Source organism: Streptomyces sp. TRM68416 (assembly GCF_014596915.1).
Classification (GTDB): domain Bacteria; phylum Actinomycetota; class Actinomycetes; order Streptomycetales; family Streptomycetaceae; genus Streptomyces.
Genome location: NZ_JACVWU010000016.1, coordinates 1 through 23,528 on the forward strand (window position 1 = coordinate 1; position 23,528 = coordinate 23,528).

Consider the following 23,528-nt stretch of genomic DNA (forward strand, 5'->3'; position numbering starts at 1 on the left):
CGAGGCGGAATCGGGCAAAAGGCCTGATCGAGGCGGGGGTTGAGGATCTTAGGGCGCGCTTAAGGAAGGGATCGGGGCCGGTTAATGGTGGAGACCAGTCCGCGGGTGCGGCGTCTGCGCACCCGGTGTCCCCGGCGCTCGGGCGCCCGCCCGTCCAGTTGGATCCAGATCCGCACCTCGGTCCCGCCGAGCACCGACGCCCCGATCCGTACGTCCCCGCCCGTCGACTCCGCGAGCCGGCGCACGATGTCGAGGCCGAGCCCGGTCGACCCGGCGCTGCCGGAGCCGCGCCCGCGGGCCATCGCCGCCTCGGGGTCGGGTATGCCGGGTCCGGCGTCGGAGACGAGCACGATCACCGCGTCCTCGCCGTTGTGCACGTCGACCGCGAAGGCCGTGCCCTCGGGGGTGTGCCGGAAGACATTGCCCAGCAGGGCGTCCAGGGCGGCCGCGAGGTCCGCGCGGGCCACGGGGATGCGCACCGGCCGGTCGACGCCGGCCACCCGCACCTTGCGGCCCTCGTCCTCGGCCAGCGCCGACCAGAACGCCATCCGCTCGCGGACCACCTCGGCCGCGTCGCACCCGGCGCCCGGACCGGCCGCCGCGGTCTGCGGCTTGGCCTCCCTGGCCGTGCGGATGATCGTGTCCACCTCGTGCTCCAGCTGGGCGACGGCGGCCCGGGTCTGGTCGGCGGCCGGCCCGTCACCGAGCGAGGCCGCGTTCAGCCGCAGCACGGTCAGGGGCGTACGCAGCCGGTGGGAGAGGTCGGCCGCCAGCTCCCGCTCGTTGGCGAGGAGTTGGACGACCTGGTCGGCCATCGAGTTGAACGCGACGGCGGCGAGCCGCAGTTCGTTCGGCCCCTCCTCGGGCACGCGGGCGCCCAGCTTGCCCTCCCCCAGCTCGTGCGCGCCCTCGACCAGGCGCTGCGCGGGCCGCACCATGCGGACGCCGAGCCGGTCGGCGACCGCGACCGAGCCGACGATCAGTGCCACGCCCACGGCGGCGAGCACGGCCCAGGCGGTGGCGACGCCGTTGCTGACCTCGGACTCGGGGACGTACACCTCCACGACGGCGATCTCGCCGGAGCTCAGCGCGACCGGCTGGAGCAGGGTGGATCCGCCGGACACCTCGCTGGTCGAGGCGCGGCCGAGCCGCCGCACGGTCGCGATGTCGTCGGCGGCGGCGCGCTGCCGTCCGATGTCGACGGCCGCGGACCGGCCGGCCGCCGGTATGTGCACGGCCATCCCGGCCTCCGCGCCGGCCGAGGCCACCACGCGTTCGAGCTGGTCGCGGTCGGAGGTGATGGACAGCGCCGGGGCGACCGCGGCGGCCTGCCGCTCGGCGTTGGAGAAGGCGCGGTCGCGGGCCATCTCCTTGATGACGAGTCCGAGCGGCACGGCGAAGGCGAGCACGACCATCGTGGTGACCGCCAGCGACACCTTGACCAGGGCCCACCTCATCGCGGTGGCCCCGCCGCCGGGCCGGGCGGCTCCAGCTTCACGCCGACGCCGCGCAGGGTGTGCAGATAGCGCGGGCTCGCGGCGGTCTCGCCGAGCTTGCGGCGCAGCCACGACAGGTGCACGTCGATGGTCTGGTCGTCGCCGTAGGACTGCTGCCACACCTCGGCGAGCAGCTCCTTGCGCGGTACGACGACTCCGGGCCGGGCGGCGAGGAAGGCGAGCAGGTCGAACTCGCGGCGGGTGAGGTCCAGGCGCACGCCGTCCAACTCGGCCTGGCGGCGCAGCGGATCGACGGTCAGGCCGCCGACCCGGAGCACCGAGGAGGGCGCGGCCTCGCCGCCGCCGGAGCGGGAGCGGCGCAGGACGGCGGCCATCCGGGCGGAGAGGTGCTCGACGGAGAACGGCTTGGTCAGGTAGTCGTCCGCGCCGGCGTTCAGCAGGCGGACGATCTCCGCCTCGTCGTCGCGCGCGGTGGCGATGATCACCGGCACGTCCGTGATCCCGCGCAGCATCTTCAGGGCCTCGGACCCGTCCAGGTCGGGCAGACCGAGGTCGAGGACCACCACGTCGAAACGGAAATGGGCGACCTCGCGCAGCGCCTCAAGCGCGGTGCCGACACTGCGCACGGTGTGTGCGGCGTCGGTCAGATGCCGGATGAGGGCCGAGCGTACGAACTGGTCGTCCTCGACCACGAGCACACTTGCCATGCGCCGCACCGTACGCCATGCGGGCGAGCCCGGTCCGGGCCTGTGGACAACTCCGCCCCTGTGGACGACCGGGGGCGACCGGGCCGGCGGCCGGGGCCGCGACCGGGCGACACGTGTGGGACGCGTGAGGCAGTATGGCCCGCGATGCGCAGAGGACTCGTACACGTACTGGCTTGGTCGCTCGCCACGGGCGCGGCGGTCACGCTGTCGTGGTGGGGCGTGCACACGGTGATGGCGGGCACGGCGTACGACCCGCCGCGCGCCCTGCCCATCGCGGCGGCGGCCCCGGACCCGGCGACGCCGGAGCCGAGGCCGGTGGTCTCCTCGGCGAAGAGGGCCACGCCTTCCGGACCTTCTGGGAGTGCCTCACCGGAGCCGGAGGCACCCCGGACGCCTGCCCCCTCTCGCTCACCGTCGCCGAACCCGAGCCCCTCCGCCACCTCGTCCGGGCAGATCAGGGGTTACGACACCGAGGGCGGGCGAGTGGTCTTCGACCTCGGGAAGACCTCGGCGACGCTGGTGTCGGCCACGCCGGGGGCGGGGTGGTCGATGCAGGTGTGGAAGACGGAGTCGTGGATCCGGGTGGAGTTCAGCAGGGAGGCGGACCGGGTGTCGGTGTTCTGCACCTGGCACGACAGCGCGCCGCGGGTGGAGATCGGAACCTACTGACGGTCCCGTCAGCGGAACACCGACTGCGGCGGCGCCGGTGAGGCCACCGCCACCGCGTCCGTGACCGGGGCGGCGCCGCCGGTGAAGTCGGTGAGGGGGCGGCCGTGTTCCACCCGGCCGGGATGGGGGTCCGAGGCGGCGCGGCGGGTCAGTTCGGCAACGGGGAGCGGGTGGTCGGAGGCGACCAGGACCGCGTTGCCGAAGCGTTTGCCGCGCAGCACGGTCGGGTCGGCGACCAGCGCGAGTTCGCCGAAGCGGGCGGCGGCCGTGGCGATCTGGCCGCGCAGATGGGCCAGCGGCGGACCGTCGGCGAGGTTGGCGGCGTACCAGCCACCGGGGCGCAGGGCCCGGCGGACCTCGTCGAGGAACTCCGCCGAGGTCAGGTGGGCCGGGGTGCGGGCGCCGCTGAACACGTCGGCGATGACGAGGTCGGCCCAGCCGTCGGGCACCTTGGCGAGCCCTTCGCGCGCGTCCGCCGACCGCACCCGGATCCGGGCGTTGCGGTCCAACGGCAGCTCCCGGCGGACGAGCTGGACGAGGGCGGCGTCCCGCTCGACGACCTGCTGGGTGGAGCGGGGGCGGGTGGCGGCGACGTACCGGGCCAGGGTGAGCGCGCCGCCGCCGAGGTGCACGGCCTGCAACGGGCGGCCCGCCGGGGCGACGAGGTCGATCACATGCCCGAGGCGCCGCTGGTACTCGAAGGAGAGGTGGGCCGGATCGTCCAGGTCGACGTGCGACTGCGGCGCCCCGTCGACCAGCAGCGTCCAGGCCCGCTTGCGGTCCCGGTCGGGTATGAGTTCGGCAAGCCCGCCGTCGACGGCTTCGACGACGGCCGCGGGGGCGCCGCTGGAGCGCCGGGGGTTCTTGGACCTGCCCATCCCGCCATTATGCGGAGCGGGGGCTGATCACGCCCGTGCGGCCTGTCTCACTGACAGTTGTCCGCGGCCTCGATCAGCCGCGCCGCCTCCCCCAGGGCCCGGCGCAGCACCGCGGGGTCCGTCGCGAGGTCCGCCTCACCGGGCGGCAGCAGCCAGTCCGAGCCCTCGCCGCCCTCGCCGCCCTCCCCGCGCGGCTCGGGGAGCAGCCGCAGCCCTCGCCCGTCGGTCTCCGTGCAGGTGCTCCCCGGTACGTCCCAGGCGGCCGCGGTGCCGGCCGGCACCACGAACCCGAGCGTGTCGCAGCCGCCGTCGTGGAGCACCGGCCCCACCGCGTCGACGGCACCGCGCCGCAGGATGTCGACCGCCTCCAGCCCCTGCCGCGCCGGCACGGTCACCAGATCACAGGCGACGCCCGTACAGGGGGGTGCGCTGCACTCCGGTGTCGGCGGATGTCCGGCCGTCGTCAACGGCGTGAACGATGGACGAGGATCGATGCTTCTACTGGTCTCCATCCCGGCCTCCACCACGGAACCCCTCCTCGAACGAGCGGGTCGGGAGTCGGGCGGCTCCCGGTCCATGGAGTTCAACGCGTCGGCGCGTCAACGGCTACGGAAGAAGTCCGCCGCAAAGGATGGCAGTTCATGGCAGATCGCGGATGAGATATCCGGTTTGTAGCCAAACACTGCATGGCGGGCCGGACGCAGCAGGTACGTTCTTGCCCGCCGGACCCCGGGGTAACGAAGCGAACAAACCACTCAAGTGGTTCTACTCGTTTCGTTCAACTCGCCCCGGTTCCGGCATGGTTCGACGGTTCGCACGAGAGGACCCGGCCATGGCGTCGTCAGAGCTGACCTCGTCCCAGCCCTCCAGGCCACCGCGGCCCAACTTCGCGTTCCGGCAGTTGCGCGGACAGCGCTCGCCGGCCGAGTTCGCCGCGGCGGTGCGGCGGGCCGCGCGCGAGATCGGCGAGCGGGTGAGCTGCGATGCGCGCTACGTCGGCCGGGTCGAGGCGGGCGAGATCCGTTGCCCCAACTATGCGTACGAGCGGGTGTTCCTGCACATGTTCCCCGGCCGCACGCTCGCCGATCTCGGCTTCGCGCCCCGCTCGTCCGTACGCGGGCGCCGGGCGCGCACGGCCGAGGACGCGCCCGGCGCACACCTCACGAGCCCGGCGCGCGCCGCGAATGAGACACGGGGGGCGTACGCCCCGTATGACACACCGAACCCGCACGACCCGCACGACCCCGACACCACGCACGAGTACCCCGAGGAGAGCGACGTGCTGCGTCGCGCATTCATGACCGGCGGAGGCGCCACAGTGGCCGCCGCCTCGCTGAGCCCCTTCGGGCTCGTCGCCAGCGCCTCGGCCGCGGAGCCCGCCGGCCGGCGCGCCGGGACGGGCGAGGCGCAGGCCCTGGAGGACGCCGTCCGCAGGATCCGGCTGCTGGACGACCGGCACGGGGCCGACGGCCTCTATCAGCGTGCCGCGGCACCCCTGCGCGCCGCCTACGCGCTGCTCGACGCCGGAACCCTGCGCCGTTCGGCCGGGGAGCGGCTCCAGTCCGGCGCGGGCGAACTGGCCATCTCGGTCGGCTGGCTCGCGCACGACTCGGGCCGCTTCGACGACGCCCGGTCCCACTACGCGGAGGCGCTCGCGACGGCCCGGCTGGCCGGGGACCCGGCGCTGGAGGCGCACGCCTTCTGCAACACGTCGTTCCTCGCGCGGGACGCGGGCCGGCCGCGGGAGGCGGTACGCGCCGCGCAGGCCGCGCAGCGCGCCGCGCACGCCCTGGGGTCGGCCCGGCTGATGTCGCTCCTCGCGCTGCGCGAGGCGGGCGGCTGGGCGGGGCTCGCCGACCGCGCCGGCTGCACGCAGGCACTCATGCGCGCCCAAGTCCTCTACGGGCGCGGCCGCTCCGACGCCGACCCCGAGTGGATGAGCTTCTACGGTGAGGCCGAGCTGGAGGGCCTTGAGGCGCAGTGCTGGTCGACCCTGGGCGACTGGCGACGGGCGGCGCGGCACGCGGCGCGGGCGGCCCAACTGCAGGATCCGCACTTCACCCGGAACATCGCCCTGTACACCGCGGAACTCGCCGACGACCTCGCCCGCGGCGGCCACCCGGACGAGGCGGCAGCCGCCGGAATGCGCGTCCTGGACCTCCTCGGCGAAGTCCAGTCCTCCCGCATCCAGACCATGCTGGCCGGCACGGCCCGCGTCCTCCTCCCCCACCGCCGAGCAGCAGAGGTCTCCACATTCCTCCAACGCCACGCAAGCCTGCCCAGAGCAGTATGACCAACAGCACCTCGACACCCCCCCAGCCCACCCACCGCCCACCGGCCGTTACATCCAGCCCGTCCGACGTTTGAGGACGAGGCCGTTCAGGCCGATGGGGGTGCAGGGGCGGAGCCCCGCGGGGGGTCCAGGGGCGAAGCCCCGGTGGGGTGCAGGGGCGGAGCCCCGCGGGGGTCCAGGGGGCGGAGCCCCCTGGCGGGGTCGAAGGGGCAGCGCCCCTGGGGATGGGACGGGTAGGGGCGGCGGGGGCGAGGAAAAGCCTGCACGGGCCTCAGCCCACGAGGTGCCCCAGGTCGTTCCACGACTCGATCGCCGGCTCCCCGTAGGCCCACCCCAGCACGGACAGCGACGTCGGATTCAGCCGTATCCGCGCGGCGAAGTCCAACGGCAGCCCCAACCACCGCGCCCCGATCGACCGCAGAATGTGCCCGTGGGCAAAGACCAGAACGTCCCGGTCCGCCTCCCGCGCCCACGCCACCACCTCATCCGCCCGCGCAGTCACCGAGGCAAGGCTCTCCCCCTCGGGAACCCCGTCCCGCCAGATGAGCCAACCAGGTCGCCCGGCCTGTATTTCCGCCGGAGTCATCCCCTCGTACGCCCCGTAGTCCCACTCCATGAGCGTGTCCCAGACGTCCGCCCGCTCACCGAACCCGGCCAGCTCGCACGTCTCCCGCGCGCGCACCAGCGGACTGGTCCGCACCTCCACCCCGGGCAGCCCGTCCAGCGGTGACCGGTGCAAACGCTCGCCCAGCAGCTTCGCCCCCCGCCGCCCCTCCTCCAGCAGCGGCACATCGGTCCGCCCGGTGTGCTTGCCGGACAGCGACCACGCCGTCTGTCCGTGCCGGGCCAACAGAATGCGCGGTGCCATGGGATCGAGCGCCCTTCCAGGATGGTGCGAGACGAGGACTCGCAATATGCGAGGCGGAACCCACCCATCATCGCGCACCCTGTGTCGGGGCAACCTGTCGGGCGATCTCCGCGTCTATCAGGGCCGGGGGCGCCCTGCGCGGGCGCGCACGCACATCGTAAAGTGGCCCGTCCGGGCAACCGGCGCCGCGCGACAGGACGCGAACAGAAGGGGGAGGCGATCGGATGCCGCACGCCGAGACACCGGGCACAGGGTCGGCTCCACGACTCCGTCTGCGCTGGTGGACCGAACTGCCACTGATCGTTCTGGTGTACGCCTGCTACTCGGCGGGCCGCCTGCTCGCCCGGGGCGACGTCTCCTCGGCCGTGAACCACGGCCTGGAGATCCTGCGCATCGAGAAGATGCTCTACCTGAACGCCGAGCACCCGCTCAACCGGCTCTTCACCCGTGAGCCGTGGCTCGGTGTGCCGGCCGACTTCTGGTACGCCTCCCTGCACTACGTGGTCACGCCCGCCCTCCTGGTCTGGATCTTCAAGTGGCGTTCCGTGCACTACCGCGCGGCCCGCACCTGGCTGATGACGTCCACGTTCATCGGTCTGATCGGCTTCACCCTGCTGCCGACCTGCCCGCCCCGGCTGCTCTCCCCGGAGCACGGCTTCGTGGACACGATGGCCCACTACAGCTCGTACGGCTGGTGGGGCGGCGAGGCCAGCGCACCGCGCGGCCTGGGCGGCATGACGAACCAGTACGCGGCCATGCCCAGCCTGCACGTGGGCTGGGCCCTGTGGTGCGGGGTGATGCTGTGGCGCCACGGCGGCACGCGCACGGCGAAGACGGCGGGTGTCGTCTACCCCCTGGTGACCACGATCGTGGTGATGGGCACCGCCAACCACTACTTCCTCGACGCGGTCGCGGGCGCCGCCGTCATGGGCGTGGGCCTGCTGCTCGCGCCGTACGTGATGCGGGGCGCGGACCGGGCCAGGGCGCGTTTCGCGGGGCGCGTCCCGCTGATCGCGGCGCAGGCGTCCGAGGCCGCCGAGCCCACGCGCACCGGCGCTGCCACCCCCTCCCCCGCAGCCGCTCCCACCGCCTCTCCCGGCGCAGAGACCTCAATTGTCAGTGCCGGATGCCAGACTTCGGCGGGTGAGCGAATTCCATGGCAGCGCGAGTCACGGTTCGGACCCGAAGCCGAGCCGGACGCCTCTCCCACGGACGCGGGGGACGGCGCTCCGGCAGCGGCTCGCTGAGCTGCGCGGCCCCGACGTACCGGCCAAGGCACTCGACGCACGCGCCCTGGCCGCCCTCGCCGCGAACCCCGGCTGCAAGCGGCGCGCGATCCTCGACGGCGCCGGGGTGAACAAGACGGCGCTGGCGAGCGCGCTGGGCGCGCCGTCGGCCTTCGGGCAGTCGCAGTTCGCCCTCACGCGCGGGAACGCCTTCGAGGCGCGGGTCAAGGCGGACGGCGGCACGGAGTTGCTGCGGCTCGCGCACGAGAAGCTGGACCGCTCCGCCGAGCCGCCCGCCCACGCGCGCGTGCCGGAGCTGTCGGCGACCGGCCCCGAGGGCCGCGCGGCCCGTACGGCGCTGGAGCTGCGCGAGGCCGCCGCGGCGCCGGGCGCCTGGACGCTGCTGGACCACCCGATGCTCGCCCTGGACGTGGCCGGCTCGCCCGCGTTCCTGGAGCCGGACGCGGTGGTCGTGCACCCCGACGGCACCTGGACCGTGGTGGAGATCAAGTCCTTCCCGATGCTGGACGGCTCCGCCGACCCGGCGAAGGTGGGCGCGGCGGCGCGCCAGTCGGCGGTGTACGTACTGGCGCTCGAGCAGGTGGCGGCGCGTCTCGACCCGGCGCCGCGGGTGCGGCAGGACATCCTCCTCGTCTGCCCCAAGGACTTCTCCAACCTGCCCACCGCGTCGGCCGTCGACGTCCGCAAGCAGCGCGCGGTGACCGCCCGCCAGCTGACCCGGCTCACCCGTATCGAGGACATCGCCGACAGCCTGCCCGAGGGCACGTGCTTCTCCCCCGAGCTGCCCGCCGAGGAGCTGACGGCCGCCGTGGAGGCCGTGCCGGCGACGTACTCGCCCGAGTGCCTGACCACGTGCGAGCTGGCCTTCCACTGCCGTGACCGCTCCCGCACGGCCGGTGCGGTCACCACCTTGGGCCGTTCGGTCCGCGCCGAGCTGGGCGGCCTGACCACCGTCGAGGACGTGCTGGCCGCGGCCCGCGGGGAGGCCGGGGACCCGGGCGATCCGGCGGTGGCGGCGCTGCGCAGAGCGGCCCGGCTGCGGGCCGAGGCGCTCGGCGGGCGGGAGGCGGTCCCGTGTCGCTGATCACCACGCTCGCCCGCCTCGAAGCGGTCAGCACCGGCCGCGCCCAGCCGTCGGCGACCGTCAGGCACCGGCATCTGTCGCCGCGGCCCCTGGTCTTCGTGCCGCTCACCACCCACGGCGAGACGGGCGCCCCGCTCGGCGCGCTGGTGGGCACCGACCGGGACGCGCCACGCCTGCTCGTCGTACCGCAGCCGCGCGACCGCGATCTGAGGTTCACGTTCCTGGCCGAGCTGGCCGACGTCGTCCTGCCGTACATCGAGGCGTACGCGGACGTCGTGGAGGCGGCCGAGCGCACCGAGACGGATCCGGAGACGGGCAAGCGGGTCAAGGTCGAGGTGGACCTGTGCGCGGACGCGCCGCAGCTGATCGTGCCGAGCCGCACCGGCCTGGAGTTCGTCCGCCTGCTCGGCCGCTCCATGCGGTTCCGGCGCACGGCGGAGCAGGACCCGGACACCCCGCATCCCGCGCCGCCCCGGGTGCCGTTGCTCGGCCGGTGGCTGACCCACTACGGCGAGCGGGCCCGGGTACCCGGTTCGTCGCTGCTGCTGGCCATGACCGACGTCCTGTCCCGGCACTGGGCCACCGGACAGTCCAGCCTGGAGGACCAGCACCTCGGTGCGCTGCTGGCCTGGATCGACCCTCCCCCACCCTCGACTTCGCTCGAGCGGGGGGACCCCCATCGGGCGTGGACCGGCGCCGAGGCGGCGCTGCACGCGGAACTCGCGCGCGACGACCGCGGCCAGTTGCTGTGCCCGCCCGCCGGTCCGGCCACCGACCCGGCCTTCGACAACAAGCTGCTCGCCCCCGCCGTCGAGCGCTACGACCGTGCCCGCGGCGCGCTGGCCGCCGCCGAGGACGGCCTGGAGGCGGACGACCGGTTCGGAGCGCTGGCCGCCGCCGAGCAGGAGATCCGAACGCTCGTCGAGAACTGCGCCCGGCCGACCTGGGACGCGGTGTGGCAGGGGCTGGATCTGCTGCGGGACCTGCCGGACGGCGCGCACGTCGAGGAGCGGTGGACCCGCGACCGCTGGTCGTTCACCGCACACCGCGACCGGATCGTCGCCGGTGAGCCCCCGCAGCCACGCCGGGACGACGCGGTGACCGCCGCGAACAAGCTCGCCGCCCGTGAGCGCGAGCAGGCGCGTCTGGAGGCCCAGGAGGCGCTGGACGACCCGCTGGTGATGGCCGGGCGGCGGCTGTCCGGAGAGGCGTTCGCGGGCGAGGTCACGGACGTCGCCATGGCGTACAGCGAGGGGAAGCGTCCGAGCCCGCGCCCGCTGGTGACCGTACGGACGGACGACCGGCCGCACTTGGGCGAGCGTGCCAAGGTCTACCGCTCGCTGGGCGGGAAGCCGCAGGCCGCGGAGGTCGTCGGCCGCGAGGACGACGGCGCCGTCCTGGTCCTGCGGATCGTCGACAAGATGGGCCGCGGCAAGGAACCCGAGCCGGGGTCCGTCCCGGAGAAGGGCGACCGGGTCCTGTTCACGCTCTTCGAGCACGAACAGCGCGGCGGCGCGAAGCTGCCGGACCCGGAACAGACCCCGTGGACCCACGGCGGCCCACCCGGCGAGGCCACGGCGGAATCCCCGGACCCGCTGACGACGGAGGACGTGCTGTGAACGCCGTAGGCGACCGCGGAGGACATGCCGTGACCACCGTCTTCGATCCCGGGGCCGAGGCCGCGCGGGCTACCGAGGCGATCCTCGCCGACACGCTGCACGGCGCGCATCGCGGGGTCGTCGTCGATTCGCCGCCGGGGGCCGGCAAGTCCACGCTGGTGGTGCGGGCGGCGCTGGAGCTGGCCGACGCGGGGCGACCGCTGATGGTGGTCGCGCAGACCAACGCGCAGGTCGACGACCTGGTCCTGCGACTGGCCGAGAAGAACCCCGAGCTGCCGGTGGGGCGGCTGCACAGCAGTGACGCCGACCCGTACGACAAGGCGCTCGACGACCTGCCGAACGTACGGAAGTCGGCGAAGGCGGGGGAGCTGGCCGGCCTGGACGTGGTCATCTCCACCGCGGCCAAGTGGGCGCATGTGAAGGCCGACGAGCCGTGGCGGCACGCGATCGTGGACGAGGCGTACCAGATGCGCTCGGACTCGCTGCTGGCGGTGGCCGGGCTGTTCGAGCGGGCGCTGTTCGTGGGCGACCCGGGGCAGCTGGATCCGTTCGCGATCGTCGGCAGCGAGCAGTGGGCGGGGCTGTCGTACGACCCGTCGGCCTCGGCGGTGACGACGCTGCTCGCGCACAACCCCGAGCTGCCGCAGCACCGCCTGCCGGTGTCGTGGCGCCTGCCCGCCTCGGCGGCGCCGCTGGTCTCCGACGCGTTCTACCCGTTCACGCCCTTCCGCAGCGGCACCGGCCACGACGACCGCCGGCTGTCCTTCGCCGTGCCCTCGGACGGCTCGGGCCCCGACCGGGTGATCGACGAGGCCGCCGAGGCGGGCTGGGGCCTGCTGGAGCTCCCCGCCCGGCACACCCCGCGGACGGATCCGGAGGCGGTCAGGGCGGTGGCGACGGTCGTACGACGGCTGCTGGACCGGGGCGGCGCGGCGACATCGGAGCGCTCGCCCGACCCGACGCCGCTCACCGCCGACCGGATCGCCGTCGGCACGGCACATCGCGACCAGGCGGCCGCGGTCCGTACGGCGCTGGCGGAGCTGGGCGTCACGGACGTCACCGTAGACACGGCGAACCGGCTGCAGGGCCGGGAGTACGACGTGACGGTCGTCCTGCACCCGCTGTCCGGCCGCCCCGACGCCACCGCCTTCCACCTGGAGACGGGCCGCCTGTGCGTGCTCGCCTCCCGGCACCGCCACGCCTGCATCGTCATCTGCCGCGCCGGCGTCACCGACCTCCTCGACGACTACCCGTCCACGGAACCGGTCCAGCTGGGAACGGTGGTGAAGTTCCCCGACGGCTGGGAGGCCAACCACGCGGTACTGGCACGACTGACGGAACACCGAGTGCCGTGGCGGCCCTGATCCGTCCGCCGGACACCCGCCCGACAGACGGGCTGCCCGACGCCACTCCCTCGCCGGACGGAGTCCGGCACGCCGCCGGAGGCGGCCAACAGAAACAGCCCCGACGGCTGGGAGGCCAACCACGCGGTACCGGCACGACGGACGGAACACCGAGTGCCGTGGCGGCCCTGATCCGTCCGCCGGACACCCGCCCGACGGACGGGCTGCCCGACGCCATCCCTAGCCCGGGCACACGCCCCCTGACCTGCGCCCCGACGCCCCCTTGCGCGGGGGCGGGACAATGGACGGTGGCCCGGTCCGTTGGGGGGGTCATCCGTGACGTACGAGGAGGAGAAGACATGGCGGAGCCCACGCCGCGTCGGAACGAACCGCGGCTACGCCCCGCGCCCCTGCTCTTCGAGCCGGCCCAGGCCGCGGCCGACCCGGAGCATTTCTTCGATCTGGAGTCGATCGACGACCCCCGGCAGTTGCTGGCGCGGGCGACGGAGCTGACGCTGGCGTTCCGGGCGGCGACCGACCGGGCCGTGGAGTTCCAGGCCATCGCGGCCGCCCAGCTGGCCGATCCGCGCCGCTTCGACCGGCTGACGCCGACGGACATCGCCGCGCGGGCGGAGTGGACCGAGGACTACGCCAGGAAGATGGTCGAGTTCGGCAGGGACCTGCTGCGGGGCGCGGGCGAGAGCCAGGAGCGCGTCGACCCCGTGTGAGGACGGCGCCTCTGCGCCCCGGGGCCTGGCATATGCCAGGCGGGCAAGATACCTCCTCCCACCCGTCGCTGTCCCGATTTCCGGCAACCCTCAGAGACGGAGCGCTCACGGCCGGTACATCTGGTCGCCATGAGCAGCTGCCTCGACGCCTCGGGCGTCACCCCGGACGGAGCCGCCTGGCTGGCCTCGGCGAGTGCGTACCCCCGCGACACGCTGGCCCTCTGGGAGGAGCGGCCGGACGCCCCGGTCGTCCTGCCCTGCGGCTCGGTCTTCGACGTGGTGAGCGCACCCACGATCTTCGGCCGCCGGATGCTCGACCGGCTCTGGGACGAGGGGCCGGGCTCGGGCCCGGTGGCGGTGTTCCGGGGGCGGATGCTGCTGTTCGCCGCGCCGGGCACCGCCCAGCGGCTGCCCTCGCTGCAGCGCTGGGAGGAGTTCGGCCGCACCGGCGACATCCCACCGCTGCTGTGCCACGGCAACGGCGACGCGGTGACCGTACCGCCCCCGGCCCCCGCACCGGCCCCCACCCCGCTCGGCGCCCCCGCCGCGGCCCCGTCCGGCTCCCGCTGGCTCGTCGCCCCGGACACCCGGCACCCGTGGCTGCCCGGCCCGGAGATCCTGCTGTGGGCGGCCGTACGAGCGGCCCGCGCCGCCGTGCGGATATCGATTTTTCCTCCCGCCGATCAGGGTGCTAAGGTCTACGACGTCAGCAGGCGCCGCTAGCTCAGTTGGTTAGAGCAGCTGACTCTTAATCAGCGGGTCCGGGGTTCGAGTCCCTGGCGGCGCACAGACACGAAAGGCTCTCCGCAAGCGCGGGGGGCCTTTCACCGTTCAGGAAGCAACCCCCGACGCAGGAGCGGCTGGGGGTCCGGGGGTTACCCCCCGGGAAATGCAGCATCAGCGGGTCCGGGGTTCGAGTCCCTGGCGGCGCACAGACACGAAAGGCTCTCCGCAAGCGCGGGGGGCCTTTCACCGTTCAGGAAGCAACCCCCGACGCAGGGGCTGGGAGCTGCCGACTGCGGCCAAGACCAGTCACCCCGTAGCGATCCGCACCGTCCACGCCCCCGACGGTGTCCGGCCCTCCACATCCACCCGTACGCCCTCCCCCGGGACCGTGAAGCTCTCGCCGAGGGCGACCGGGGCGTCCGCGAGGGGCGGGTAGACCGACTGCTCCCAGCAGGCCTCGGTGTGGGGGTGGGCGTCGATCACCTGGACCGGGCCGCGGCCGGACTCGGCGGTGCTGCGGATGCGGTAGACGAGGATGCCCTGTCGGCAGGCGGCCGTGTCGTTGCCGACCGGGCCGCGTGCCTCGAAGGCGAGCGCGCTGTCGGGGCCGGTGCGTACCACCGCGAGCTTGGTGCCGCCGCCGAGGCCGAAGGCCGGCGCCCCGGCCGTCCCGCGCGCCGGAGCCTCCGGTCCCGCGCCGAGCGGCTCCAGGGTGATCCGGGCGCCGCCCCGCTGCCGGACGCACGCCACCTGGCGCGGCTGGAGCCAGCCGAGTTTCCACTTGTGCCAGCCGAACAGGTCCGGGGCCATCCCGAACTGGCTGCCCATCAGGTCCCAGTCGCCGACGTGGGTGTCCCAGTCGCCCCGGCCGTCCACCGGACGGTGGTAGAGGTCCGGCAGATCGAAGACGTGCCCCGTCTCGTGGGCGAGGACCAGCCGGTCCGGCGGATGATTCTCGAACACGGTGACGACCCGCCGGATGTCCGTGCCGTCGGCCCGCAGCGGGGTGTCCAGGTTGACGACCTTCGTGGCGTCGGAGTCCACGCCGGGCGCGTCCGGGTCCGCGACGAAGTACACGACGTCGTAGCGGGAGAAGTCGACCTGTCCGTCGGCCGCGGCGAGGGCGTCGCGCAGGTAGGCGGCCCGGTGCGGGGCGCTCCAGTCACGCTGTATGGCGTACGCCGTCGACGGCCGCGGCATGCGGATCCAGTCCGCGAGGGGATGCGGGCGCAGGGTGAACCTGCCGTAGGAGGCACGTTCGAAGAAGCGGGTGGTGGCCGGGAAGTGGTCGGCGGTCAGCTCGGCGGGGCTGGTCAGCGGGACCGAGTCGGGGAAGGACAGGAAGACCATCACGGCGTCCAGCGAGCGGACCGGGCGCGGATAGGCGGTGTTCCAGGTGTCGAGGCCCTCGGAGTGGTGGGCCTCGGTGCGCTTCAGGGCGCAGGGCTGCGACGAGAACGGCTCGGCGACCGAGGGGGCGGAGAGGAGGGAGGTCGCGGCGAGCGCCGACATGGTGGTGAACACGGCGGCGGTGGTGCGCAGTCGGGGCCACTCCCGCAACCGGTCCAGCCCTCTGGCGGCACCTCGGCCGAGTCCCTGGAAGGCCTCACGGGTGAGTCCCGTGAGCGGGAGCTGACGCGGCACGTGGACCTCCGGGAGCGGTTCGCGGGACACCGCAACCAGCCTGTGGTGGTTTGTCAGACAATGCCCTGTTTACCTGCACCGGACGAGTGAGGAGAGAGCCGAAAGGGCAAGGGACCGGTGGGACGACACCCCGAAATCGCTCACGGACCGTCACAAGCGGTCGGTGGTCCGCAAAACCGGTTCTCACGCGGGCAGAAACGATCTGCCAGAAGGGCGGTGCACTCCGGAACACTGGAGAGCGGCTGGAAGGGTCCGGGACCAGCCTCTATGATCGGCACACTTTCCTGACCCTTTGCTGTACTGTCCTGATCCCTTTCCTGCACGGCCCCGGCCCGGCGGCCACCCGGTCGGTCGGCCTCCCGACGAGACCCATCCGAAGAAGCGAGTGCACTGCGGGAGCGAGCGGTGAGCGGAACCTCCGAAGGGCCGGCGCCCGCGGCAGATCTCATCGGGCCGGCCGTCACAGAGAGTGATGTCGGGTCTCCTGCGCGGACCGGACCCGACGGCCGGCCGCTGCCGATGCCCTTCCGGTCCGCCTTCCACGCCGCCCCCCTCGCGATGGCCGTCGTCGACCGCGAGGGCCTGATCACCGGCGCCAACTCCGCCCTCGGCGAGCTGCTCGGCTCCACCGCGCAGGCGCTCGCCGGGACCGCCGCCGCCGATCTGGTCGACCTCACCTCGGACGCCCGGACCTGGCACGCGTACCGCGAGATGCTCCGCGGCCGGCAGGCCAGACTGCGCTGCACCCGGCGGCTCAAGCACCCCGAGGGGCACTCCCTGTGGGTGCAGGTCTCGATCGCGCCGCTCTGCGCCGACGATCGGGGCGGTGTCCTGCTGTCGGTCACCGACATCAGCGCCCGCCGTGAACTCCAGGCCCGGCTGCGGCACTTGCAGAACCACGACCCGGTGACCCGGCTGCCCAACCGCACCCTGTTCTTCGAACGCCTGTCGGCCGCGCTGGAGCCGGAGGCGTACGAACTGAGCGGCACCGGACGGATCGGGCTGTGCTATCTCGACCTCGACGGGTTCAAGGCGGTCAACGACACCCTCGGGCACCGGGTGGGCGACCGGCTGCTGTCCTCCGTGGCGGAGCGGCTGACGCGGTGCGCCGAGGAGGCCGGGTACGCGAGAGCGAGCGCACCGCTGGTGGCCAGGCTCGGCGGCGACGAGTTCGCGCTGCTGGTCGAGGACTCCACCGGGACCGAGCAGTTGGCGGATCTGGCCGAGTCGGTCCTGAAGGCGCTCCAGGCCCCCTTCGACATCTCCGGGCGCCGACTGTCGGTGTCGGCGTCGATCGGTGTCGTGGAGCGGCACGCGGCCGGGACGAGCCCCACCGCTCTGATGCAGGCGGCCGACACGACGCTGTACTGGGCGAAGGCCGACGGCAAGGACCGCTGGACGCTCTTCGACCCGGAGCGCAACGCGCACCGGATGACCCGGCAGGCCCTGGCCTCCACCCTCCGCCCGGCGATCGAGCGCGGGGAGTTCGTGCTGGAGTACCAGCCGCTGGTGGGGATGGCGGACGGCCGGGTGCGCGGGGTGGAGGCGCTGGTGCGCTGGAACCACCCCCAGTTCGGCACGCTGACGCCGAATCGGTTCATCGGACTGGCCGAGGAGGACGGCTCGATCGTGCCGCTCGGGCGGTGGGTGCTGGACGCCGCCTGCCGGCAGGCACGCCGCTGGCAGCTCGCGCACCCCGACGAGCCGCCGATCTTCGTCAGTGTGAATGTGGCGGTCCGTCAGGTCTGGGACTCCGACCTGGTGGCGGACGTGGCGAGGACCCTGGCGGAGACCGGGCTCGCTCCGCATCTGCTCCAGCTTGAGCTGACCGAGTCGGCGGTGATGGGCTCGGGGGGCCGCCCGCTCCAGGCCCTCCAGGCCCTCAGCGACATGGGCGTGCGCATCGCGATCGACGACTTCGGCACCGGCTACTCGAACCTGGCCTACCTCAGCCGCCTGCCGGTGTCCGTCCTGAAACTGGACGGCTCCTTCGTCAAGGGGTTCCAGTACGACGGTGAGGGCATCGCCCCCAACCCGGCCGACGAGGTCGTCGTGGAGGCGATGATCCAGCTCGCCCACCGGCTCGGGCTGACCGTCACCGCGGAGTGCGTGGAGACGTCGGCGCAGGCCGCGCGGCTGCGGCGGATCGGCTGCGACACCGGGCAGGGGTGGCTGTACTCCCGTCCGGTGCCGCCGGATCGTATCTCCGAGCTGCTGCGCTCACCGGGGGTTCAGGCGGCGGTCGGCAACCCGTAGGCGTCGGCGATGAGTTCGTACGAGCGGAGGCGTACGGATCCGGTGTGGGCGTTGCTCGTGATCATCAGCTCGTCGGCGCCCGTGCGCTTGTGGAGGTCGTCGAGGCCGGTGCGGACCTCGTCCGGGGTGCCGTGGACGACGTTGGCGTTCCAGGAGTCGACGAACTCCCGCTCCATCGGGGTGAAGGGGTACGCCTCCGCCTCCTCCGGGGTGGGGACGAGGCCGGGGCGGCCGGTGCGCAGGCGGACCATGCTGAGGGCGGCGGCCCGCACCTGACGGCGGGCCTCCTTCTCGTCGTCGGTGGCGAGGGCGGAGACGCCGATGACGGCGTACGGGGCGTCGAGGACGGCCGACGGGCGGAAGGACTCCCGGTAGAGGTCCAGGGCCGGGACGGTGTTCTGCGCGGAGAAGTGGTGCGCGAAGGCGAAGGGCAGGCCGAGGGTGCCGGCCAGGCGGGCGCTGAAGCCGGAGGAGCCGAGGAGCCAGACGGGCGGGCGGCGCGGGGACTGGACGCCGCCGGGGGAGGTGGCCTGGACGGGGCCCGGGACCGCGTGGATACGGCGGTAGGGGTGGCCGTCGGGGAAGTCGTCGTCGAGGAAGCGGATGAGTTCGGCGAGTTGCTGGGGGAAGTCGTCGGCGCCCTCGTTGAGGGTGTTCGTGCGGCGGAGGGCGGCGGCGGTGGCGCCGTCCGTGCCGGGGGCGCGGCCGAGGCCGAGGTCGATGCGGCCGGGGGCCATGGCTTCCAGGGTGCCGAACTGCTCCGCGATGACCAGGGGGGCGTGGTTGGGGAGCATGACGCCGCCGGAGCCCAGGCGGATGCGGGTGGTGTGGGCGGCGAGGTGGGCGAGGATCACGGCGGGGGAGGAGGAGGCTACGCCCGGCATGGAGTGGTGTTCGGCTACCCAGTAGCGGTGGAAGCCGCGGGATTCCGTGAGGCGGGCGAGGTCGACGCTGGTGCGGAGGGCCTGGGTGGCTGTGGTGCCGGAGCCTACGGTGACCAGGTCGAGTACGGAGAGGGGGGTGGGGGCGGTGCCGTGTGTGGTGCCCCGGATCTCGTCTGTCACCGGTTGCCTCCTGCGGGGTGTGCCGTGCGGTGTCCTGCCGGGGGCTTAACAGGAGGGTGGCTCCGGTTTATTCCGGGTGCGGGGTGGGAGGGGCGTTTTTTTCGCCCCCGCCGCCCCTACCCGTCCCGTCCCTGGGGGCTGCGCCCCCAGACCCCCGCTTCGGCCTGAACGGCCTCGTCCTCAAACGCCGGACGGGCTGGATGCACCGACCGGCGCCGACAAGGGACCCACGGCTGCCGCCCCCGCGGGTGGGTGGGGGTTCGGGACGGCCACCACCCCGTCCTCAATCGCCGGACGGGCTGGATGCACCGACCGGCGCCGACAACGGCACCCTGGGGCCGCGGCCTCGTGCTCAAACGCCGGACGGGCTGAGCGTCAGGGGCGCGGGGAACTGCGCGATCAGCCCCCACCGGCCCGCGGAATGCCGCCGTCAGGCCTGCACGATCGGTTCCCTCGTGAACAGCGCCCCCAGAGCGGGAGCGTTGACGCGGCGGTCTGCGAGGCGTAGGGCCTCCCAGACCGTGACCTGGTTGGCGGTGAGGACCGGCTTGGACAGTTCCTTCTCCAGGGCGGGGATCAGGGCCGCCGTGTGGAGGGCCGTGTCCGGGAGGAGGAGGGCCTGGGCGGCCTCGTGGTCCGCCTGCCTCGCCAGGGCGAAGACCTCCTCCTCGCCCCACCGCCCGACCTCCGCCGCCGTGATGATCCCGGAGCCGCGTACGCCGACCACCTCGACGCCGCCCGCCCGGAGGAAGTCCGCGAAGAGGTCGGCCACGTCGTCGGGGTAGGTCGCGCCGACGGCCACGCGGCGGGTGCCGATCTCGGCGGCCGCGTGGACGAAGGCGAAGGAGGTGGAGGAGGCGGGCATGCCGGCCGTACGGGCCAGCGTGCGCACCTGGTCCTGGGCGCCCTCCCAGCCGTGCACGAAGCTGCCGCTGGTGCAGGCCCAGACCACCGCCTCCGCGCCGGACAGGCGCAGCTCCTCCACGCCCGCCGCGAGCCGCTCCGGGGAGCCCATCTCGCGCAGGGCGTCCACCCGGTGGGCGTCCTCGCCGATGTCCGTGTGCACCAGGTCCACCCGGATGTCGCTGCCCAGTAGCTGCTCGATGCGTGGATAGTCGTCCTCGGCGGAGTGGCCCGGGTAGAGGAATCCGAGTGCGGTCATGTCGAGCCTTCCTGCTGCTGTTGCACGTCGGGGAGTACGGGGCGGCCGCCACGCGCCGCCGGATCGATCAGCGCCTGGTACGGCCCCACCGCCCGGGTACCCAGCCGGCGCAGCGCCGCCCACATCGTCACTTGGTTGGCGGAGAGCACCGGCATGCGCAGCTCCGCCTCCAGTTGCGGGATCACGTCGTACGTCGGCAGGTTGGTGCAGCTGATGAACAGGCAGTCCGTGCCGGCCCGTACCGCCCGGTGCGCCATGTCCACCACATCGCGGTAGGGCACCTTCCATATGTGCCGCGTCAGCCCCATGAAGGCACACCCCGTCACCCTGACGCCCGCCTGGGCGACGTACTCCTCCAGCGCCGCCGTCACCGACATCGTGTACGGGGTCACCAGCGCCACCCGGCGTGCGCCGAGGTCGGCCAGCGCCTGGAGCAGCGCGCCCGAGGTGGTGAGGGCGGGTACCGCGCCCGCCCGGGTCATCGCCTCGCACATCGCCCGCTCGCCCGCGACTCCGCCGACGAAGCTGCCCGAGGTGCAGGCGTAGGCGACGACCTCGGGGGCGATCGCGGTGAGGGTGCGGACGCCGTCCTCCAGCGTCTCGTGCTCGCTGACCAGCCGGGCCAGGTCCAGGCTGACCTCGACCGGGACGTACGGGGTGCGCGTCAGGTGCAGGGAGATCTCGTCGGGGACCCAGCGCCACAGCTCGCGGTCGAGGGCGAAGTCGAAAGGGGCGACGACTCCGATGCCGCGCTGTGGGCGCGGTCCGCCGAGGAAAGACACGTCCATCGCAGGCACCGCCCTCACGCAGAGATATGGGAACTGCGGACGGTGCAGGCGTCCGTGTTGACGAAGGTAGATTCGGGTGCGAGCGTGGTCAATCCGTGCATGTCAGACGCCCGGCCCCGGCCCGGAGGAACGGCTGTCGATGACCCTGCCCACCCTGCTCGTCCTGGACGCCGACCCCCTCCCCCGCCTCGGGCGTCTCACCGGTCGCGCCCGCATCGAGCACGCGGACGAGTCGACGCTGGCGCGCAGACTGCCGTACGCCGATGTCCTGCTCGTCTGGGACTTCACCTCCCACGCCGTCCGCCGCGCCTGGCCCGGGGAGGGGCCCCGGCCGCGCTGGGTGCACACCGCGAGCGCGGGTGTCGACCACCTCATGTGCCCCGAGCTGGCCGCCTCCGACACGGTCGTCACCAACGCCCGCGGTGTCTTCGACGAGCCCATCGCCGAGTACGTCGCCGCTCTCGTCCTGGCGATGGCCAAGGATCTGCCGCGGACCCTGGAGTTGCAGGGCGCCCGGACCTGGCAGCACCGCGAGTCGCAGCGGCTCGCCGGCACCCGGGCCTGCGTGGTCGGCGCCGGACCCATCGGGCGGGCGATCGTCCGCACGCTCAAGGCCCTCGGCGTCACCTGCGCGCTCGTCGGCCGCGTGCCGCGTACCGGCATCCACGGCCCCGACGACCTGGACCGGCTGATCGCCCGCGCCGACTGGGTGATCGCCGCCGCGCCGCTCACCGAGCAGACGCACGGCATGTTCGACGCCCGCCGGTTCGGCATGATGCAGCCCTCCGCGCGCTTCATCAACGTCGGCCGCGGGCAGCTCGTCGTGGAGGAGGCGCTCGTCCAGGCGCTGTCGCGGCGGTGGATCGCGGGGGCCGCGCTGGATGTGTTCGAGCGTGAACCCCTCGGCCCCGACAGCCCGTTGTGGGGGCTGCCGGGGCTGATCGTGTCCCCGCACATGAGCGGCGACACGGTCGGCTGGCGGGACGAGCTCGCCGTGCAGTTCGTGGACCTGTTCGGGCGGTGGGAGGCGGGCCGGACGCTGCCGAACGTGGTCGACAAGCAACGCGGGTATGTACCGGGACGCTGAACTCCCCACGGACCGGGACGCTGAACTCCCCACGGCTGGAGGATGGATGACCGACCTCACCGCACTGACCGCCGTACGACTCCTCGAGGGCTACCGCACGGGCGCGTTCAGTCCGGTGGACGCCACCCGCGCGGCGCTGGAGCGGGCCGAGCGGATCCAGCCGGAGGTGAACGCGTTCGTGCGGATCACCGCGGAGCGGGCGCTCGAACAGGCGGCGGCCTCGGCCGAGCGGTGGCGGCGCGGGGAGCCGGCCGGGCTGCTGGACGGGGTTCCGGTCACGGTGAAGGACATCCTGCTGATGCGCGGGGAGCCCACCCTCAAGGGCTCGAAAACCATCTCCGAGAAAGGCAGTTGGGACGAGGACGCGCCCTCCGTCGCCCGGCTGCGGGCGCACGGCGCCGTCTTCCTCGGCAAGACCACCACCCCGGAGTTCGGCTGGAAGGGCGTGACGGACTCGCCGCTGACCGGCGTCACCCGCCACCCGCACGATCCGACGCGCACCGCGGGCGGCTCCAGCGGCGGCGCCGCGGCGGCCGTGGCGCTCGGTGCGGGCCCGCTGGCCCTCGGCACGGACGGCGGCGGCAGTGTCCGCATCCCGGCGGCCTTCTGCGGCATCTTCGCGCTGAAGCCCACGTACGGCAGGGTGCCGCTGTATCCGGCGAGCGCGTTCGGGACGCTGGCGCACGTGGGCCCGATGACCCGGGACGCGGCCGACGCGGCGCTGCTGATGGACGTCATCGGGGTGCCCGACTCCCGCGACTGGTCGGCGCTCGGGCCGCCGCCGGGCTCCTTCGCGGCGGGGCTGTCCGGCGGGGTGCACGGCCTGCGGGTGGCGTACTCGCCCTCGCTGGGCGGCCAGGTGGCGGTGCGTCCGGCGGTGGCGTCCGCGGTGCGGCGGGCGGTGGAGCGGCTCGCGGGGCTCGGCGCGTACGTCGAGGAGACCGACCCCGACTTCGCCGACCCGGTGGAGGCCTTCCACACCCTGTGGTTCAGCGGGGCGGCCCGGGTCGTCCAGCATCTGGGGCCGCACCAGCGGGAGTTGCTCGACCCGGGCCTGCGGGAGATCTGCGGCCTGGGTGCCCGGTACAGCGCCCTCGACTACCTCGCCGCGGTCGACGTACGCATGGAACTCGGCCGCCGGATGGGCCGCTTCCACGACTCCTACGACCTGCTGGTCACCCCCACCCTGCCCCTCACTGCGTTCGAGGCGGGCGCCGAGGTGCCCAAGGGCTCGGGGCACCGGCGCTGGACGGGGTGGACGCCGTTCACGTACCCCTTCAACATGACGCAGCAGCCGGCCGCGACCGTCCCCGTCGGCCGGGACGGGGACGGTCTTCCGGTGGGCCTGCAGATCGTGGCCGCCCGGCACCGGGACGAGCTGGTGCTGCGGGCGGCCCACGCGCTCATGTCCGACGGAAGCTGAGCGTCTCCCCCGCGGCGCCCGAGCGCCACAGGTCGTTGCAGGCGTCCGCCATCTCCGTCAGGCCCTCGACGACCTGGCCCCAGACGATGCCGGGCACCCAGCCCACGTCGCCGTTGAGCAGGAGGTTGTTGCGCTCGTAGAACAGGGCCAGGTCGACCAGGGTGGTGCCGGCGCGGACCTCGCGGTCGTAGCCGTAGGCCTTGGTGCCCAGCTCCGCACCCGCGAAGGCGAAATAACAGAGATCTCCGGGGATCGGGGTAACTGTCGGATTTTCCAGGGGTGGCTCCGATTTCGCGAACGGCGGGAAGAGGGCGTAGATCTCGTTGCGGGCGTATTTGGCGTGGTAGACGTCGCCGCTCAGCGGGAGGGCGTTCCAGACGGCCGCGCAGGTGATCGGTGCGCGGTCGTCCAGGAGTTTCGCCGTGCAGTGGACGTCCCGTTTGAGCAGTGACACCTCGATGAACCGATCAGTCATGCAATCCAGG

21 protein-coding genes and 1 tRNA gene are annotated in these 23,528 nt (G+C 73.5%); 12 read left to right on the forward strand and 10 right to left on the reverse strand.

The annotated features are described in order from the left end of the window. Positions 1 to 59: 59 nt before the first annotated feature. Positions 60 to 1,457 carry a sensor histidine kinase gene (locus ICC28_RS24375; RefSeq protein WP_188290833.1) on the reverse strand — a complete coding sequence of 466 codons (1,398 nt, stop codon included), beginning with the start codon at positions 1,455 to 1,457 and terminating at the stop codon, positions 60 to 62. Next, complete coding sequence (locus ICC28_RS24380; RefSeq protein ID WP_188290834.1) at positions 1,454 to 2,164, reverse strand: response regulator transcription factor; 711 nt, start codon at positions 2,162 to 2,164, stop codon at positions 1,454 to 1,456. Before ICC28_RS24380 ends, ICC28_RS24375 begins: the two co-directional genes overlap by 4 nt. Before the next feature lie 144 nt (positions 2,165 to 2,308). On the opposite strand from ICC28_RS24380, the gene ICC28_RS24385 reads away from it, so the two are divergent. Continuing rightward, entirely contained in the window at positions 2,309 to 2,833 is a 525-nt protein-coding gene (locus tag ICC28_RS24385) for a hypothetical protein (RefSeq protein WP_188290835.1), read from the forward strand. A gap of 8 nt (positions 2,834 to 2,841) precedes the next feature. Here ICC28_RS24385 and ICC28_RS24390 read toward each other — a convergent pair whose 3' ends face one another. Together ICC28_RS24390 and ICC28_RS24395 are read right to left on the reverse strand one after the other, a co-directional pair. After that, a complete protein-coding gene (locus ICC28_RS24390) occupies positions 2,842 to 3,711 on the reverse strand; it encodes a spermidine synthase (RefSeq protein WP_188290836.1) in 870 nt (289 codons plus the stop codon). A gap of 47 nt (positions 3,712 to 3,758) precedes the next feature. Then, the gene (locus ICC28_RS24395; RefSeq protein ID WP_188290837.1) at positions 3,759 to 4,238 is read right to left on the reverse strand and encodes a hypothetical protein; all 480 of its coding nucleotides are present in this window, start codon (positions 4,236 to 4,238) and stop codon (positions 3,759 to 3,761) included. Positions 4,239 to 4,543: 305 nt separating this feature from the next. Between ICC28_RS24395 and ICC28_RS24400 the strand changes: the two genes are divergently transcribed. Then, on the forward strand, positions 4,544 to 6,004 hold the full coding sequence (locus ICC28_RS24400) for a hypothetical protein (protein ID WP_188290838.1): 1,461 nt from the start codon (positions 4,544 to 4,546) through the stop codon (positions 6,002 to 6,004). A gap of 271 nt (positions 6,005 to 6,275) precedes the next feature. Here the strand turns inward: ICC28_RS24400 and ICC28_RS24405 are convergent, their stop codons facing one another. After that, entirely contained in the window at positions 6,276 to 6,872 is a 597-nt protein-coding gene (locus tag ICC28_RS24405) for a histidine phosphatase family protein (protein WP_188290839.1), read from the reverse strand. Between the two features lie 224 nt (positions 6,873 to 7,096). Between ICC28_RS24405 and ICC28_RS24410 the strand changes: the two genes are divergently transcribed. From ICC28_RS24410 to ICC28_RS24440, 7 genes are all read left to right on the forward strand, one after another. After that, a complete protein-coding gene (locus ICC28_RS24410) occupies positions 7,097 to 8,119 on the forward strand; it encodes a phosphatase PAP2 family protein (RefSeq protein ID WP_188290840.1) in 1,023 nt (340 codons plus the stop codon). Then, positions 8,016 to 9,203: a hypothetical protein gene (locus ICC28_RS24415; RefSeq protein ID WP_411158624.1), complete on the forward strand. Its 1,188-nt coding sequence runs from the start codon at positions 8,016 to 8,018 to the stop codon at positions 9,201 to 9,203. The genes ICC28_RS24410 and ICC28_RS24415 overlap by 104 nt, the downstream gene beginning before the upstream one ends. Then, entirely contained in the window at positions 9,194 to 10,822 is a 1,629-nt protein-coding gene (locus ICC28_RS24420) for a hypothetical protein (protein WP_188290841.1), read from the forward strand. Before ICC28_RS24415 ends, ICC28_RS24420 begins: the two co-directional genes overlap by 10 nt. Before the next feature lie 29 nt (positions 10,823 to 10,851). Further along, positions 10,852 to 12,186: an AAA domain-containing protein gene (locus tag ICC28_RS24425; RefSeq protein ID WP_188290842.1), complete on the forward strand. Its 1,335-nt coding sequence runs from the start codon at positions 10,852 to 10,854 to the stop codon at positions 12,184 to 12,186. Between the two features lie 338 nt (positions 12,187 to 12,524). Further along, positions 12,525 to 12,893 (forward strand): hypothetical protein, encoded by a 369-nt coding sequence (locus ICC28_RS24430; RefSeq protein ID WP_188290843.1) that lies wholly within the window; start codon positions 12,525 to 12,527, stop codon positions 12,891 to 12,893. Between the two features lie 129 nt (positions 12,894 to 13,022). Next, a complete protein-coding gene (locus ICC28_RS24435) occupies positions 13,023 to 13,616 on the forward strand; it encodes a bifunctional DNA primase/polymerase (protein ID WP_188290844.1) in 594 nt (197 codons plus the stop codon). Further along, a tRNA-Lys gene (locus ICC28_RS24440) sits at positions 13,607 to 13,680 on the forward strand. Before ICC28_RS24435 ends, ICC28_RS24440 begins: the two co-directional genes overlap by 10 nt. A gap of 245 nt (positions 13,681 to 13,925) precedes the next feature. Here the strand turns inward: ICC28_RS24440 and ICC28_RS24445 are convergent. Further along, positions 13,926 to 15,293, reverse strand: a complete 1,368-nt coding sequence (locus ICC28_RS24445; RefSeq protein ID WP_188290845.1) for a M6 family metalloprotease domain-containing protein — start codon at positions 15,291 to 15,293, stop codon at positions 13,926 to 13,928. 375 nt (positions 15,294 to 15,668) lie between these two features. On the opposite strand from ICC28_RS24445, the gene ICC28_RS24450 reads away from it, so the two are divergent. Then, positions 15,669 to 17,519, forward strand: coding sequence for a putative bifunctional diguanylate cyclase/phosphodiesterase (locus tag ICC28_RS24450; RefSeq protein ID WP_188290846.1), 1,851 nt, complete (start codon positions 15,669 to 15,671; stop codon positions 17,517 to 17,519). On the opposite strand, the gene ICC28_RS24455 is transcribed toward ICC28_RS24450, so the two are convergent. The 3 genes from ICC28_RS24455 to ICC28_RS24465 all read right to left on the reverse strand — a co-directional run bounded on the left by ICC28_RS24455 (position 17,495) and on the right by ICC28_RS24465 (position 20,533). Next, positions 17,495 to 18,583: an LLM class flavin-dependent oxidoreductase gene (locus tag ICC28_RS24455; RefSeq protein ID WP_188290847.1), complete on the reverse strand. Its 1,089-nt coding sequence runs from the start codon at positions 18,581 to 18,583 to the stop codon at positions 17,495 to 17,497. The two genes, ICC28_RS24450 and ICC28_RS24455, sit on opposite strands and share 25 nt — an antisense overlap. A gap of 430 nt (positions 18,584 to 19,013) precedes the next feature. Further along, complete coding sequence (locus ICC28_RS24460; protein WP_188290848.1) at positions 19,014 to 19,745, reverse strand: aspartate/glutamate racemase family protein; 732 nt, start codon at positions 19,743 to 19,745, stop codon at positions 19,014 to 19,016. Further along, complete coding sequence (locus tag ICC28_RS24465; protein ID WP_188290849.1) at positions 19,742 to 20,533, reverse strand: aspartate/glutamate racemase family protein; 792 nt, start codon at positions 20,531 to 20,533, stop codon at positions 19,742 to 19,744. The genes ICC28_RS24460 and ICC28_RS24465 overlap by 4 nt, the downstream gene beginning before the upstream one ends. A 139-nt stretch (positions 20,534 to 20,672) precedes the next feature. Here ICC28_RS24465 and ICC28_RS24470 point away from each other — a divergent pair, with 139 nt between their 5' ends. Together ICC28_RS24470 and ICC28_RS24475 are read left to right on the forward strand one after the other, a co-directional pair. Further along, entirely contained in the window at positions 20,673 to 21,620 is a 948-nt protein-coding gene (locus ICC28_RS24470; protein WP_188290850.1) for a D-2-hydroxyacid dehydrogenase, read from the forward strand. Positions 21,621 to 21,666: 46 nt separating this feature from the next. Beyond that, positions 21,667 to 23,043, forward strand: a complete 1,377-nt coding sequence (locus ICC28_RS24475; protein ID WP_188290851.1) for an amidase — start codon at positions 21,667 to 21,669, stop codon at positions 23,041 to 23,043. Here the strand turns inward: ICC28_RS24475 and ICC28_RS24480 are convergent. Continuing rightward, positions 23,024 to 23,518, reverse strand: a complete 495-nt coding sequence (locus ICC28_RS24480) for a DUF3830 family protein (RefSeq protein WP_188290852.1) — start codon at positions 23,516 to 23,518, stop codon at positions 23,024 to 23,026. The two genes, ICC28_RS24475 and ICC28_RS24480, sit on opposite strands and share 20 nt — an antisense overlap. Positions 23,519 to 23,528 lie beyond the last annotated feature (10 nt).

What these genes read in the sequence shown, in the direction of transcription:
- ICC28_RS24375 (WP_188290833.1), bottom strand. Translation starts at nt 1,457, where the DNA reads ATGAGGTGGGCCCTGGTCAAGGTGTCGCTGGCGGTCACCACGATGGTC.
- ICC28_RS24380 (WP_188290834.1), bottom strand. Translation starts at nt 2,164, where the DNA reads ATGGCAAGTGTGCTCGTGGTCGAGGACGACCAGTTCGTACGCTCGGCC.
- ICC28_RS24385 (WP_188290835.1), top strand. Translation starts at nt 2,309, where the DNA reads ATGCGCAGAGGACTCGTACACGTACTGGCTTGGTCGCTCGCCACGGGC.
- ICC28_RS24390 (WP_188290836.1), bottom strand. Translation starts at nt 3,711, where the DNA reads ATGGGCAGGTCCAAGAACCCCCGGCGCTCCAGCGGCGCCCCCGCGGCC.
- ICC28_RS24400 (WP_188290838.1), top strand. Translation starts at nt 4,544, where the DNA reads ATGGCGTCGTCAGAGCTGACCTCGTCCCAGCCCTCCAGGCCACCGCGG.
- ICC28_RS24405 (WP_188290839.1), bottom strand. Translation starts at nt 6,872, where the DNA reads ATGGCACCGCGCATTCTGTTGGCCCGGCACGGACAGACGGCGTGGTCG.
- ICC28_RS24410 (WP_188290840.1), top strand. Translation starts at nt 7,097, where the DNA reads ATGCCGCACGCCGAGACACCGGGCACAGGGTCGGCTCCACGACTCCGT.
- ICC28_RS24430 (WP_188290843.1), top strand. Translation starts at nt 12,525, where the DNA reads ATGGCGGAGCCCACGCCGCGTCGGAACGAACCGCGGCTACGCCCCGCG.
- ICC28_RS24435 (WP_188290844.1), top strand. Translation starts at nt 13,023, where the DNA reads ATGAGCAGCTGCCTCGACGCCTCGGGCGTCACCCCGGACGGAGCCGCC.
- ICC28_RS24460 (WP_188290848.1), bottom strand. Translation starts at nt 19,745, where the DNA reads ATGACCGCACTCGGATTCCTCTACCCGGGCCACTCCGCCGAGGACGAC.
- ICC28_RS24465 (WP_188290849.1), bottom strand. Translation starts at nt 20,533, where the DNA reads ATGGACGTGTCTTTCCTCGGCGGACCGCGCCCACAGCGCGGCATCGGA.
- ICC28_RS24470 (WP_188290850.1), top strand. Translation starts at nt 20,673, where the DNA reads ATGACCCTGCCCACCCTGCTCGTCCTGGACGCCGACCCCCTCCCCCGC.
- ICC28_RS24475 (WP_188290851.1), top strand. Translation starts at nt 21,667, where the DNA reads ATGACCGACCTCACCGCACTGACCGCCGTACGACTCCTCGAGGGCTAC.
- ICC28_RS24480 (WP_188290852.1), bottom strand. Translation starts at nt 23,518, where the DNA reads ATGACTGATCGGTTCATCGAGGTGTCACTGCTCAAACGGGACGTCCAC.